Here is a 14,234-nt window from a genome sequence, read left to right as displayed (position 1 = left end):
GTTCGAATCACCCCTTGACCGCGCCGATGATGACGCCCTTGGTGAAGTGCCGCTGGATGAACGGATAGGCCAGCAGCACCGGCACGACGGCGATCACGACGATCGCCATCTTGATCGCCAGCGTCGGTGCGGGCGCCAGGTTCATTCCCGGCGACGCCGCGATCCCACCGGCCCCGGACGGCAACTGCTGGGCCTGGACGATGTAGGTCCGCAGGACGAGCTGCAGCGGCCACTTGTTGTTGTCGTTCAGGTAGAGCAAGGCGTTGAAGAAGGCGTTCCAGTAGCTGACCGCGTAGAACAGCCCGACCACCGCCACCACTGCCTTGGACAGCGGCATCACGATCCGGGTCAGGATCCCGAACTCACTGGCGCCGTCCACCCGGGCACTGTCGATCAGCTCGCCGGGGATGCCCATGAAGAACGACCGCATCACGATCAGGTTGAACGCCGAGATCGCCGTCGGAAGAATCAGCGAGGCATAACTGTCGATCAGCCCGAACGAGCTGACGAGCAGGTAGCTGGGGATGATGCCCGGTCCGAACAGGAACGTCAGCAGCACCACGAACAACAAAGGACGATGCAGCAACGACCCCGGCCGCGACAACCCGTACGCCGACAGCACCGTGATCGCCAGGCTGAACAGCGTTCCCACCACGGTGATCCCGATGCTGACCAGCAGGGCCTTGGTGACCACTCCCCCGGACAGCAACTGGACGTACGCCGACAGGGTCAGTTCACGCGGGACGACCACCAGACCGCCGGCCCGGGTGACCGCTTCGGTACTCGACAGGCTGGTCACGACCACGACGTACAAGGGGAAAGTCACGGCCAGCACGACCAGCCCGAGGATCACGCCCTTGCTGATCCGGCCGGGAACCGACGGCGGTTCCTCCCAGGCCGGGCGCTCGTTCTCCACGGCGGCGGCGCGACGCCGGGCCAGCCGGCTGGGGATCGTCAGATTCTGAGACGTCATGACCGCGAATACACCCCCTGCTCACCCATCATGTGGGCGAATCGATTGGCGACCAGGATCAGCACGAGTCCCACGACTCCCTTGAACAGGCCGGCGGCCGCGCCGTACCCGAAGTCGCCGACCAGCAGGCCCTGGTAGTACACGTAGGTGTCCAGCACCTCCGACACCTCGGCGCCGACAGCGGCCCGCTGCAGGATGAACTGCTCGAAGCCGACGCTGAGCGCGTCACCGAGCCGGAGAATCAGCAACAGCACGATCACCGGGCGCAGGCCGGGCAGCGTGATGTGCCACAGCCGCCGCCATCGATTGGCACCGTCGGCCGCCGCTGCTTCGTACAGCGCCGGGTTGATGGTGCTGAGCGCGGCGAGGAAGACGATCATCCCCCACCCTGCGTCCTTCCAGACCGCTTGCGAGGTGACCAGCAGCAGGAAGGTGTCCGGGTTCGTCATCAGGTCGAACGCGCCGTGCCCGTGGGTGCGCAGCGTTTGCGCGAGCAGACCCGAGCCGCCCAGCATCTGCTGGAACAGCGAGACGACCAGCACCCACGAGAAGAAGTGCGGCAGGTACGCCACGCCCTGGATCATCGTCCGCACCCGCACCGAGAGCACGCTGTTCAGCAACAGGGCAAGGAAGATCGGGATCGGGAAGAAGAACACCAGCTGGAAGCCGGTGATCGTCAACGTGTTGAGCAGGGCCGACCAGAACTCCGGCTCGCTGAACAACCGTGCGAAGTTACCGAACCCGATCCACTCGCTGCCGCGGATCCCGGCGTACGGCGAATAGTCCTGGAAGGCGATCACGTTGCCCAGGGTCGGGAAGTAGTGGAAGACCCCGAGCAGCACGATCACCGGCGACACCATCAGCAGCAGCGGCCAGTCCTTGCGGAACCGCTGCCGCCAGTTGGCGCCGCCTCTGCTGCTGCGGCGGAAACGGCGGCGGGACTCAGCGACCGTTGTCACTGAGCACCTTCGCGAAGAAGTCGCGGCCGGCGTCGCCGCCCTTGGTCTGCCACTCCTTGACCGCGACCTTCAGGTCGCTCATCGGCCGGCGGCCGCGGTAGATGTCCTGCACCTTGTCGTCGAACGGCTGGGCCAGCGCGGCGAACTTGGCCGGCTGCTCGACCCGGATCCCCTCGAAGAGGTTCTTCTCGCGGACCTTCGCGATCGCGTTCTGCAAGGCGCTCATCGACTCGACATAGCCGGGGTACTCGCTCGTCGTGATCGCCAGCGGGCGGCCACCGAGGAAGATGTAGGTGGGCGCGATCTCCTTCTGGCCCAGCGGGGTCAGCTTCGGCGCACCGGACGGCTGCCGGGTGTAGTGCTTGCCCTCGACACCGTAGTTGTAGAGCTGGTTCTCCTCGGTACCGAACGGCGCCGCGGTGTAGTTCAGCACGCCCAGCAGCTCCGCGATGCGGTCGGCGGGCAGCCCCTTCTTGACGAAGGTGAAGATGCCGGCCGGATCACCGGACCACACGATCGGCGTGCCACCGTCGTGGGCGAACGGCAGCACCGCGTCCATCTTGAACGACGGGTCGACTGCCTGCTGGCGTTGCAGCGTCTCGCCCCAGGTCCCGGTGCCGTCCTGGCGGATCAGGACCTGACCGCCTTCGAACAGCGGCTTCTGGTCGGCGCTCGCGTTCGCGACCACCTCGGGGTGCACCCAGCCGTTCTGGAACGTCTTCCGGACGAAGGCCACGGCCTCCTCGAACTCCGGCGTCTCGATCTTGTTGATCAGCTTGCCGCTGGAATCCTTGCGCCAGTTGCCGGGCACGCCGTACGCGCGCTGGACCTCGTCAGCGATCGAGCCGAACGCCCACTGCTTGCGCTTGGCATCGGTCAACTGCTTGCCCAGGGCCTCGAGATCCGCGATCGTCTTCGGCGGCTGCGCACCCACCTTGTCCAGCAGGTCCTTGCGGTAGTACAGCAGCCACGGGATCCCGTCGGACGGGAACGGGACCGCCTTGAGCTGCGAGTTCCACACCGCGTACGCCCACGCCGAGGTCGGCAGATTCGCAAGCATCGGGTACGGCGAAACCTTGTCACCAGCAAGGTGTGGGGTCAGGTCCTCGAAGAGCTTGTCCACGGCCTGGCCGAATCGCGTCAGCCCGCCGATGTTCCAGCCCGGGATGCAGAGCAGCTCCGGGATGTTGCCGGCCGCAAGCAGCGGGCCGAGCTTGTCGCCGTAGTCGATCCCGTTGACGATGTTGAACCGAACCGGTGCGCCGATCCGCTCGTTGTTGGCGGCGTAGTAGGAGTTGCTGCCCAGTCCGGGCGGGGCCGGGGCCCACAGCGGGGTCATCGCCGTGACCTCCTTGCCGCTCTTCACCGGTGGTTCGGCGACCGCCCGCGTGAGCTGGGTCGGATACTTCGTGAACCCGGGGGCAGCACCGCCCTCACCCGGCAGATCGGGCTTCACCCCTTCGTAGGCGGTGTACTTCGGCAGGAGGCCGGTCAGCTTGTCGGTGGCCTCGGCGTGCCCGGCCGTGGTCGAACCGCCACCGCCGTCCGAGCAGGCGGTCAAGGACGCGCCGCCGGCGACTACCGCCGTACCGGCTCCGACGAGGGCGAGAAAACTCCGGCGGTTCGGTCCGCTGCTTCCAGTTCCGGTCACAGTGAGTCCCTTCTCCTGGGAACGACGGACGTTCCGAGTTGTCGTTGGGTGGGCTAGAGTTAGTTTGGCTTGACGCCAAACAAAGTAGATGATGCGCCGGGCCGCGACAAGATGCCAGACTGAACACACCCAGACCGCCCCTCGACTCCGAACGGACACACGTTGAGCTCACTCACCGCCGACTACAGCGATGTCCGCGCCACCAACCTGTCCGCGGTCCTGGGATTCCTGCGGGCCAACGCCCCCTGCTCGCGCGCCGCCATCGCCGGTGGCACCGGCCTGAACAAGGCGACCATCACCAACATCGTCGGTGACCTGATCGACCGCCGGCTGATCCGTGAGACCGAGCAGACCCAGAACCGGGTCGGACGGCCGGCCACGCTGCTCGAGCTCGACGGATCGGCGTACGCCGCGATCGGGATGGAGATCAGCGCCCGCGGCCTGACGGCGATCGCCTACGACCTCGCCGGCGACCAGATCCTGCGCTGGCACCGATCAGGTCCGGGCCGTGGCGCGGGTCCAGACAAGACCCTGACTGCGACGAGCGCGCTGGCCCGCCGGGCGATCGCGGCGGTCGAGGCCACCGGCCGGCAGATCCTCGGACTGACCGTCGGAGTGCCCGGGCTCGTCGATCGCGACGGCACCGTCGTACTGGCTGCCGGTCTCGGCTGGCGCGACTACGCCCTGAAGCCGCGGCTGCTGGACGCACTGAACCAGCCCACGTTCCCGGTGACGGTCGACAACGACGCCAACCTCAGCGCGCTGGCCGAGTATCGCTACGGCCCGTTCGCCGGCACGAACAACCTGATCCAGATCTCCGGAGACACCGGTCTCGGGGCCGGAGTCATCGTCGACGGCCGCGCCCTGCAAGGCAACCTCGGGTACGTCGGTGAGGTCGGCCATCTGCGGGTCGCGCCAGACGGACCGCTCTGTGGCTGTGGTCGTCGGGGCTGCCTGGAGGCCATGGCCGGTATCCCCGCGCTGGTTCGCCGACTGTACGACGACTCGGATCTCGACGACCTTCAGCTCGCGGTCGAGCAGATCGTGACCCGGGCCAGTGCCGGCGACAGCGAGACGGTGAAGGCACTCCTCGAGACCGGCAGCTGGCTCGGTCAGGGGGTGGCGATGCTGGCAAACGTTCTCAATCCCGCACTGATCGTGCTCGGCGGCTACTACGCAACCCTCGGCGACTGGCTGCTGCCCGCGGTCCAGAAGGAGCTGGCCGAGCAGGCGCTGGCACCACAGGCCGGCGGCTGCACGGTCGAACTGTCGACCTTCGGCCATGACATCACCGCCATCGGCGCCGTGGCCAGGTCCCTGGACCAGCTCGACGCCGGCCGTATCCCCGGCTGATCGCACCCCGCCCTCCCGCACCGAAAACTTTCGCCTCGACCGCCGCCCGGATCTTGACCGGGCCGCCGTGGAGTGCGACCCTTCCAGAACTGTCGAAGCGCTTCGACGACGTCGAAACGCACTCTGTTCGACCGCCGTCGACAGCCACCGAACGCCCGGAGACGACAACCGATGACCCAGTCAGACGACGTGTTCCGCGATCCGCAGCGCCCTGTGGCCGACCGGGTCGCCGACCTGCTGGCCCGGCTCGAGCCGGCCGAGAAGCTCGGGCTTCTCCATCAGCACCAGGCGGCCGTTCCCCGGCTGGGAGTGGGCCCCTTCCGGACCGGGACGGAGGCCCTGCACGGAGTCGCCTGGCTCGGTCCGGCCACTGTCTTCCCGCAGGCCGTCGGCCTCGCGACCAGCTGGAACATCGATCTGCTGCACGCCGTCGGCGTCGCGGTCGGTTCCGAGGTGCGCGCCTTTCACGCCAAGGATCCGGCGGCCGTCGGGCTGAACGTCTGGGCGCCCGTCGTGAACCCGCTGCGGGATCCCCGCTGGGGCCGCAACGAGGAGGGCTACAGCGAGGATCCCTGGCTGACTGGTGAGCTCGCGATCGCGTTCGGTTCTGGGCTGGGCGGCGACGGCTCCGGACCGTTGCGGACGGCACCGACCCTGAAGCACTTCCTTGCCTACAACAACGAGACCGATCGCTGCACGACCTCGAGCAGCATGCCCGCCCGGGTCCTGTGGGAGTACGAGCTGCCGGCCTTCGAAGCGCCCTTGCGGGCCGGTGCGGCGGTGGCCGTGATGCCGTCGTACAACCTCGTCAACGGCCGCCCGGCGCACCTGAGTCCGCTGATCAACGACGTCCTGCGGGGTTGGTCCGATCAGGACGTGCTGGTGGTCAGCGACGCGGGCGCACCGGCGAACCTCTTTGGCCTGCAGGGCTACTGCGCTGACGGAGCGATCGCCTACGCGGCGGCGCTGCGCGCGGGGGTCGACAGCTTCACCCAGGACGACAACGACGCCGGTCCGAGCACGCGGCTCCTCGAAGAGGCGTTGGAGCGTGGCCTGATCACTCAGCAGGACATCGATCGCGCGGCCGCACGCGCCTTGACACTCCGGTTCCGGCTCGGCGAATTCGACCCGGCCGGAGAATCCGCGGCAGAACCGGACATCGTCGGGTGCCAGGCCCATCGGGACCTGGCCAGGCAGGCGGCTCGAGAGTCCTTCGTGCTGCTCAAGAACGAAGACCTCCTGCCACTGCCGACCGACGTACGGCGGATCGCGGTGCTCGGGCCGTTGGCCGACACCCTGCAGGAGGACTGGTATTCGGGCACGCTGCCGTACCAGGTGACGGCCGTGCAGGCGCTGACCGAGCGCCTCGGCCCCGACGCGGTCGAGTACTGCGAAGGTGCTGACCGAGTGCAATTCGGTACGGCGGGGATGTCCCTCGAAGCAGCCGCGGACGGTGTCGTCGGCGTGACCAGGTCGAGCGCTGGATTCGACCTCTTCGATTGGGGTGGCGGCGTCTGCACCCTGCGCTCAGTCCGAACCGGTCGCTACCTGACGGTGACCGACGACGGAACCTTGCGCGCCGATCACCCGGGACCCAACAGCTGGGTGGTCAACGAGACCTTCGAACTCGTCCTGATCGAGGACAGCAAGTGCCTGCTCCGGCATCGCACTAGCGGTCGCTACGTCACGACACACGACGACGGGCGGATCGACGTCACGGCGGACGAGCCTTTCGTGTTCGACTTCACCCGAGTCGCCGACGGCGCCGTACTGGCTGCTGCGGCCGCTGCTCGCGCCGACGTCGCCGTAGTTGTCGTCGGCAACCATCCGTTGGTGAACGGGCGCGAGACCGAGGACCGGATCAGCCTGGAGTTGCCGGCGGGACAGGAGCGGCTGGTCCGCGCTGTCCAGGCCGGAAACGCCCGGACTGTTCTGGTGATGTCGAGCAGCTACCCGTTCTCGGTCGGGTGGGCCGATCGCGACCTGCCCGCGGTCGTCTGGTCGGCGCACGGCGGCCAGGAGTACGGCCATGCGCTCGCCGACGTCCTGTTCGGTGTCGTCGATCCAGCCGGCCGACTGCCGCAGACGTGGTACCGGTCCGAGGCGGATCTGCCCGATCTTCTCGACTACGACATCATCACCAGCGACGCCACGTATCAGTACTTCCGTGGCAGCCCGCTCTACCCCTTCGGCCACGGGCTCAGCTACACCACCTTCGCGTACGGCGATCTGGTGGTCGACTCGCCCGCAGTCGCCAAGGACGGCGTGGTGCACGTGACCTGCACGGTGACCAACACCGGCCTCCGGCCAGGGCACGAAGTCGTCCAGCTGTACACCCATCAACAGAACTCACGCGTCAAGCAACCGTTGCGCCGTCTCCGTGCTGTCTGCCACCTCGATCTCGACCCTGGTGAGTCGGCGCAGGCAAAGCTGACCGTTCCGGTCGCCGAGCTCGCGATCTGGGACGTGACCACGGATCAGTACTGGATCGAGCCGGCCCGGCACAGCATCCTGATCGGACGGTCCTGCACCGACATCCGGCTCAGTGCGCCGGTCGACGTCCTGGGCGATCCGATCCCGGACCGCGGACTGGTCACTCCCCTACCGGCTGCCTCGTTCGACGAGTACAGCGGTGTCACGCTGTCCGATGCCCAGCCCAGCCACGGCGACGCCGTACGGTCGGAGCATCCAGGGGCGTGGCTCGCCTTCGCAGACACCGACTTCGGCGACGGCCTTTCGGAGTGCCGGGTCTCTGTGGCCAGCGAACTCTCCAAGCCGGCAACGATCGAGCTCCGGCTCGACGACCCGTACCACGGTCCTGTCCTGGGCAGCGTCGAGATCCACCCGACCGGTCATCGGCACAGCTGGACGCAACTCACGACTGCGCTGATCCCCGGCTCCGGCGTCCACACGCTGTACGTCGTGTTCGCCGAGGCCGGGGTGTTCCTGCAGGAGCTGTCCTTCAGCTGACGACGGTGACGGTGAGGTGGTCGCAGTTGCCTTCGGCAACTGTGGCCACCGGCTGGCCGTCGGTCAGTCTCAGCTCCACGAGAGCCGCCGTACCGCCGCCGGGCCGCGGCAACCGGATCCGGCGGACGTCCCCGTCCGTGGGCTGATACCAGCGCAGCTCGACGCCGTCGGCCCACTCGTACTCCGGACGGTCGTCGACCGCACCGATCGGCAGGATCGCACCTTCGCGAACGTAAACCGGCAGGGTGTCGAAGCCATGCTGCTGGGTGAACCACCTCGCGCCGCTGACCGCCGTACCGTCGAGCAGGCTCGTCCATCGACCCTCCGGCAGGTAGAACGTCACCGCGCCGTCGGCGCTCAGGACCGGTGCGACGAGGATGTCGGGGCCGAGCATGTACTGGCGATCGAGATGGCTGACGGCGGGATCATCCGGGAACTCCAGCACCATCGGCCGCATCATCGGCGTACCGGACTGATGCGCTTGTTCGGCGACCTCCGCGAGGTACGGCATCAGTGAGAGCTTGAGTTTGGTGAAGCGGCGCAGGACTGTCACCGCCTCGTCGTCGAAGGCCCACGGCACCCGGTACGAACCGGAGCCGTGCAGGCGCGAGTGCGATGACAGCAAGCCGAACGGCACCCAACGTTTGAAGACCGCAGGGTCTGGCGTCCCTTCGAATCCACCGATGTCGTGGCTCCAGTAGCCGAAGCCGGACGATGCCAGCGACAGGCCGCCGCGTAGCGACTCGGCCATCGCCTCGAACGTCGACTCGCAGTCGCCGCCCCAGTGAACCGGGAACTGCTGGCCGCCGGCCGTGGCGGAGCGAGCGAACAAGACCGCTTCGCCGTCACCACGGTTCTCCCGCAGCAGGTCGAAGACCGCCTGGTTATAGAGGTGTGGGTAGTAGTTGTGCATGCGCTCCGGATCGGAACCGTCGTACCAGCCGACGTCGGTCGGGATCCGCTCACCGAAGTCGGTCTTGAAACAGTCCACTCCGAGATCGATGAGCGCCTGCAGTTTCGAACGGAACCACGCCGTCGCGGCCGGGTTGGTGAAGTCCACGATCGCCATGCCGGCCTGCCATTTGTCCCACTGCCAGACCGAACCGTCCGGGCGCTTGAGCAGGTAGCCGTGCTCGCGCCCCTCCTCGAACAGCACCGACCGCTGAGCAATGTAGGGATTGATCCACAAGCTCACCCGCAGGCCGCGCTCCTTGAGCCGCTGGACCATGCCGGCCGGGTCCGGGAAGGCGATCGGGTCCCAGACGAAATCGCACCAGTGGAATTGCCGCATCCAGAAGCAGTCGAAGTGGAAGACGCTGAGCGGAAGATCCCGCTCAGCCATCCCGTCGACGAAGGACGCGACTGTCGGCTCGTTGTAGTCGGTGGTGAACGAGGTCGACAGCCACAACCCCATCGACCAGGCCGGCACCCTCGCCGGTCGGCCGCTGAGACCCGTGTAGCGGCGCAGGACGTCTTTCGGTGTCGGGCCGGCGAAGACCAGATACCGCAGTTCTTGACCTTCGACGCTGAACTGGTTGCGGGACACGACCTCCGAGCCGACCTCGAATGACACGTGTGCCGGAGTGTCCACCAGTACGCCGTACCCTCGGCTGCTCGAGTAGAACGGCACGTTCTTGTACGCCTGCTCGCTCGACGTGCCGCCGTCGGCGTTCCAGATGTCGACGACCTGACCGTTCTTCACCAACGGGCCGAACCGCTCACCGAGTCCGTAAATGCTCTCCCCGACACCCAGCGCCAACTGCTCATGCAGGAACTGCCTGCCGTCCGCGTCGGTGATCAGCCCGATGCTCCTGGCACCTGAGCCGGTCAGCTCGCCCTGACCATCCTCGAAACGCAGATCCCACGGGCCGTCGAGCGCCAGTACGGCGGTCAGGTCTCCGCTGGTGAGTCGTGCGGTCGTGTCGTCCACCTCGACCTTGACCGGGTGCAGGTCGTCGGTCTGTAACTCGAAGACCGGCCGGGCCGGAACGCCGCCGGCGTGATGCACGATCCGGACCCCGATGACGCCCTCCGCGGGCGCGTCGAGGGTCACCGTGAACAACGGCTGGTTCAACGTGTCGCCCCGGCCGTCGATGCGCCGCGCGGGCGCGAAGGCGGTCAGGGAGCGCTCTCCTGTCTCCACGCTCTCGACACCGGCGGGAGACAGCCGGCTCACTCCGGGCCGCAACTGCCAGTAACCATCGGTGAACTTCATCAGCGGCCTTCCCGTCGGATTGTCGAAGCGCTTCGACGAATGTAGGTGCGGGCTCGATCGAGGGTCAAGAGCGGGCCGGACGACGCCTGACGTCAGCGCTGGGTTTATCGATATACTTGCCGCGTTCATATCCCCGACCGGAGGACTGACTTGTGACCACCACGCGCGCGGTTGTCGACCTCGACCTGCCCGGAGCCCGGATCAGCCGCCATCTCTACGGGCACTTCGCCGAACACCTCGGACGCTGCATCTACGGCGGGTTCTGGGTCGGCGAAGACTCCCCGATCCCGAACGTTCGCGGTATCCGGACCGACGTGGTCGAGGCACTGCGTGCGCTACAGATTCCGAACCTGCGCTGGCCGGGCGGCTGCTTCGCCGACGAGTACCACTGGCGCGACGGGGTCGGTCCGCGCGATCAGCGGCCGACGATGGTCAACACCCACTGGGGCAACGTCGTCGAGGACAACAGCTTCGGTACGCACGAGTTCCTCGACCTCTGCGAACTGCTCGGGGCTGATCCGTACATCAGCGGCAACGTCGGCTCGGGTTCGGTCCGCGAGATGCGCGAGTGGGTCGACTACCTGACCGGCGTCGGCGATTCGCCGATGACGAACCTGCGTCGCGCCAACGGCCGGGACGAGCCGTGGCGGATCCCGTTCTGGGGTGTGGGCAACGAGTCCTGGGGATGCGGCGGCAACATGCGCGCCGAGGCGTACGCCGACCTGGCGCGGCAGTACGCGACCTACTGCCGCGACCACGGCGACAACAAGCTCTACCGGGTTGCCGCCGGCGCGAACTCCGACGACTACGCCTGGACCGAGACGCTGATGCGCACGATCGGCGGCTGCGGCAAGGGACCGCTGCAGGCGATCTCGTTGCACTACTACACGATCGCCGGCGACTGGGAGAACAAGGGTCACGCCACTGACTTCAGCCTCGACGAGTACTACGCGACTCTGGCGAAGGCCGGCAAGATCGATGAACTGCTCCGCCGGCACTCGACGGTGATGGACATGTTCGACCCGTGCGGCAAGGTCGGCCTCGTGCTCGATGAGTGGGGCACGTGGTGGAACGTTGCCGAGGGCACCAATCCCGGCTTCCTGTACCAGCAGAACACCATCCGGGACGCGCTGGTCGCCAGCCTGCACTTCGACACCTTCCACCGGCACGCCGCGCGACTGACGATGGCGAACATCGCGCAGACCGTCAACGTCCTGCAGGCGATGATCCTCACCGACCCGGCCACCGGGGCCTTGGTGCGGACTCCGACGTACCACGTCTTCGAGATGAACACCGGACACCATGACGCCGACAGCCTGGCTGTCCACCTCCTTGACGCTCCCAGCCGCGACGGCCTCGGGCTGGTCTCCGCGTCGGCCTCGACCAAGGACGACACCGCGCTGATCTCCTTGTCGAATCTGGACGCTGAGGAGTCCCAGTCCGTGATCCTCGACCTCCGCGGCCGGCAGATGTCAGGTCACACCGCCCGCATCCTGTCCGCCAAGACACCACAGGCCCACAACGACCCAGCCAACCCGGACGCCGTTGTCCCGCAGACGTTCCTGGACATCACCCCGCATCCGGCGGGCCTGGCGCTGGAGCTACCGCCCCACTCCTATGTCACCGTCTCGCTCTCGTTGAGTTAGTACGCCGCCCGCTCGCTGTGGCCTTGAACAAGAACCGGTGAGCGTGAACACGTAATGACCTGTTCACGGTCCCCGCAGGATGTCCGCACCCCGAGTTGTGGCCCGACCCCAAAGCCGGTTAGTCAGTGGGTCAGATTTGGTGTCACCGGAGACCTGCGGGCTTGGTACGGCGTGTCTTCGGACGTAACCGGCGCCGACGCCGGGCGGTAGTCGAGGGGGCGGCGGTCAGGGATCAGGGGTGCCTGGCTGGCTGGTGTGTCGTTGGGGAGCGAAACGACAGTGAGGACTCCCCAGCTACCGGCGCGGTCCGAGGCCGCCTCCCCAGACCGGTTCCGGGGATTCGGGTCGGCGTCCAACCAGTGTGGGGAGGATATCGGACCGATTCGGGGGGTAGATCCTCCCCAGATCTCGTTCCGGGCGGGGCAAACTCTCCCCAAACCGGTTTGGGGAGCCGCAGCGCGACAGCCAGCAGCTCTCGGCCAACCTGACCCAACCGCGTTCGCTGAACCTGGCGTCCGAAGATCCGGAGACCACGCCCTCAGTTTTCGGACGTTCACGCGAGGCGGGCTGCTTGACACCGCCGCCGACCCGCTAACCGGCTTTGGGTCCGGCCCCGCAGACGTAGAGGTCGCCGGTGCTCGGGTCCGCGGCGAGTTGTGGGGAGTTGTGCCACTCACTCGCCAGGCCGGTCAGGATCGTCGAGGTCTCCAGATCCGGCTCGATCAGGAGGACTGCATCTTCGGTCGCGAGGTACAGGCGATCGCCTGTGGACAGCAATCGGCCCGGCTCGGTCGCGTCGACGTGTCCGAGCGCGACGAGACGCCGGGTTTCGGGTGTGGCAGCGAACAGGCGGCCGTCGCGGGTGACGCCGTACAGGAGGTTTCGGTGCCAGGCCAGGCTTGTGTACTGCGTGACCTCGTCCAGCGGCTGCCAGGTCCAGAGGAGGCGTCGTTCGACGAGATCGAACTCGGCGATCATCGCGTTCTCGCTTCGCAGTGGTAGCCCGTCTGCGATCGTTTCGCTGCCGATGATCACCGTTCCGGCGTCGCTGGGATCGAGTGCGAGAGACGAGAGAGCGTTATCTCCGAGGAGATCGTCGTACCGTTGGATCGCGCCGGTCGCCGTCGTGACGACGGCGAGTGCCCCGCCGCGATGGCCGTACTGGTTGCGGGTGACGACCAGGACGAGGCCGTGATCGGGTGACCACGCGATGTCGCGCGGGCGATTTGAGAGGCCTCCGATCTTGCCGACCCGGGTGATCTGCTGGGTCTCGGGGTCGTAGCGGCAGATGCCGGCGCCGGGATAAAGGGCGAGGTAGGCGGCGTCACCGGTCGAGATCATCGCCTTGGGTTCGCCGTCGACCACGAACCGGCGCATGGTTCGCTCCGTCGGTCGATGGATGCAGAGGCCGAAGTTGCCACCGACAAGGATCTCGTTTTCTAGTGTGCACAGAGATTGTGGAGGCTCGACGTGGGCGGGGAGACCTTGCTGACCGAGGTCGAGGACGGTTGCGCTCTGGCCTGACCAGCGCCAGAACTGGCCACCGCCGGAGATTCCGGACACGCCGTCGGTGTCCACCGTGAGGCTTCGGGTCTCTTGACCTGGCAGTGGCGTACCGACTCGATCGAGTTGCCCGGTGGCGGTGTCGTAGCGGAAGAGGGAACCGCTCGGCCTCGCGGTGCACCAGACGATGTGACCGTCAATGGCGATCGTGTCGATCGTTCGTTCGTGGGTTTCGGCGACCTGTTGGTTTTGCGGTGTCTGCCGGTCGATGACGATCAGCAGGCCGCCGGGTTCGGTGCCTAGAGCAATGAGATCATCGGTGACCGCGAGGGCGTAGACGAAGTCTTCGGTGGCCAGTTCAGGGATAGGCAGTTGCTGCGTCTCGCTCGTGGCTGGATTCACGGTCAGAAGACCTGCTGGGCAGCCGGTGCCGATGTGGATCAGCGGGCTCTCCGGGGCGGCGGCGAGTGCGCGGACATAGGTTGCCGTGGGCAACGGCTGGCCCAGGTCGCGGACCGTTCCGGTGGCGTCGTCGAGCTCGAATAGCTTTCCGCCGGGGTAGGTTCCCGCGTAGAGCCGGTGGCCGGGACCGACGGCCAGGGGGAAGACGAACTCCTCCTCGCCGAGCCGGCCGAAGGTGGTGACGGCGCCGGAGAGCGGATCCCAGCGGTGCACGTGGGCTGTTGGATAGGTGCCGACGAACACCGCTGCGTCAGAGGTCACGATCCCCCAGCCGCCATGGCCGTTCGGCAGGCTCACTCGCCGTCGTACGCGGGGTTCGCCAGGTGACTCGATCTCGGCTACGGCGCATGGTGCGAGACCGCGGGTGACGACGTACCGGCTGGCTGTGTTGTCGTTCGTGGCGCCGGTGAGTGGAGTGCCGGTGACGGCTGGGCCGAGCGGCGTGACGGTGCGACTGGCCGGCTCGAAACGATAGAGGTCCATCCTTGTCACTCCAGCGTTG

At 67.1% G+C, this 14,234-nt stretch carries 8 protein-coding genes; 3 read left to right on the top strand and 5 right to left on the bottom strand.

Annotation, left to right across the window (positions count from 1 at the left end; all coding sequences use genetic code 11):
* Positions 1-7: 7 nt before the first annotated feature.
* The 3 genes from ACFVWG_RS24785 to ACFVWG_RS24775 are packed head-to-tail and all read right to left on the bottom strand — an operon-like array spanning position 8 to position 3,583.
* Entirely contained in the window at positions 8-973 is a 966-nt protein-coding gene (locus ACFVWG_RS24785; RefSeq protein ID WP_391545771.1) for a carbohydrate ABC transporter permease, read from the bottom strand.
* Positions 970-1,932: an ABC transporter permease gene (locus ACFVWG_RS24780; RefSeq protein ID WP_391545770.1), complete on the bottom strand. Its 963-nt coding sequence runs from the start codon at positions 1,930-1,932 to the stop codon at positions 970-972. The genes ACFVWG_RS24785 and ACFVWG_RS24780 overlap by 4 nt, the downstream gene beginning before the upstream one ends.
* A complete protein-coding gene (locus ACFVWG_RS24775) occupies positions 1,916-3,583 on the bottom strand; it encodes an extracellular solute-binding protein (RefSeq protein WP_391545769.1) in 1,668 nt (555 codons plus the stop codon). The genes ACFVWG_RS24780 and ACFVWG_RS24775 overlap by 17 nt, the downstream gene beginning before the upstream one ends.
* A gap of 162 nt (positions 3,584-3,745) precedes the next feature.
* On the opposite strand from ACFVWG_RS24775, the gene ACFVWG_RS24770 reads away from it, so the two are divergent.
* A complete protein-coding gene (locus ACFVWG_RS24770; protein WP_391545768.1) occupies positions 3,746-4,936 on the top strand; it encodes an ROK family protein in 1,191 nt (396 codons plus the stop codon).
* Between the two features lie 171 nt (positions 4,937-5,107).
* Positions 5,108-7,906: a glycoside hydrolase family 3 C-terminal domain-containing protein gene (locus ACFVWG_RS24765; RefSeq protein ID WP_391545767.1), complete on the top strand. Its 2,799-nt coding sequence runs from the start codon at positions 5,108-5,110 to the stop codon at positions 7,904-7,906.
* On the opposite strand, the gene yicI is transcribed toward ACFVWG_RS24765, so the two are convergent.
* Positions 7,899-10,121: an alpha-xylosidase gene (gene yicI, locus ACFVWG_RS24760; protein ID WP_391545766.1), complete on the bottom strand. Its 2,223-nt coding sequence runs from the start codon at positions 10,119-10,121 to the stop codon at positions 7,899-7,901. The genes ACFVWG_RS24765 and yicI overlap by 8 nt on opposite strands.
* A gap of 152 nt (positions 10,122-10,273) precedes the next feature.
* On the opposite strand from yicI, the gene ACFVWG_RS24755 reads away from it, so the two are divergent.
* Positions 10,274-11,767, top strand: a complete 1,494-nt coding sequence (locus ACFVWG_RS24755; RefSeq protein WP_391545765.1) for an alpha-N-arabinofuranosidase — start codon at positions 10,274-10,276, stop codon at positions 11,765-11,767.
* Positions 11,768-12,358: 591 nt separating this feature from the next.
* On the opposite strand, the gene ACFVWG_RS24750 is transcribed toward ACFVWG_RS24755, so the two are convergent.
* Entirely contained in the window at positions 12,359-14,215 is a 1,857-nt protein-coding gene (locus ACFVWG_RS24750; protein ID WP_391545764.1) for a hypothetical protein, read from the bottom strand.
* Positions 14,216-14,234: the final 19 nt, after the last annotated feature.

Origin of the sequence: Kribbella sp. NPDC058245 (assembly GCF_042882005.1) — a bacterium.
Lineage (GTDB): Bacteria > Actinomycetota > Actinomycetes > Propionibacteriales > Kribbellaceae > Kribbella.
The sequence above is the reverse complement of the archived record's forward strand: the minus strand, read 5'-3'. Positions and strand labels throughout refer to the sequence as shown.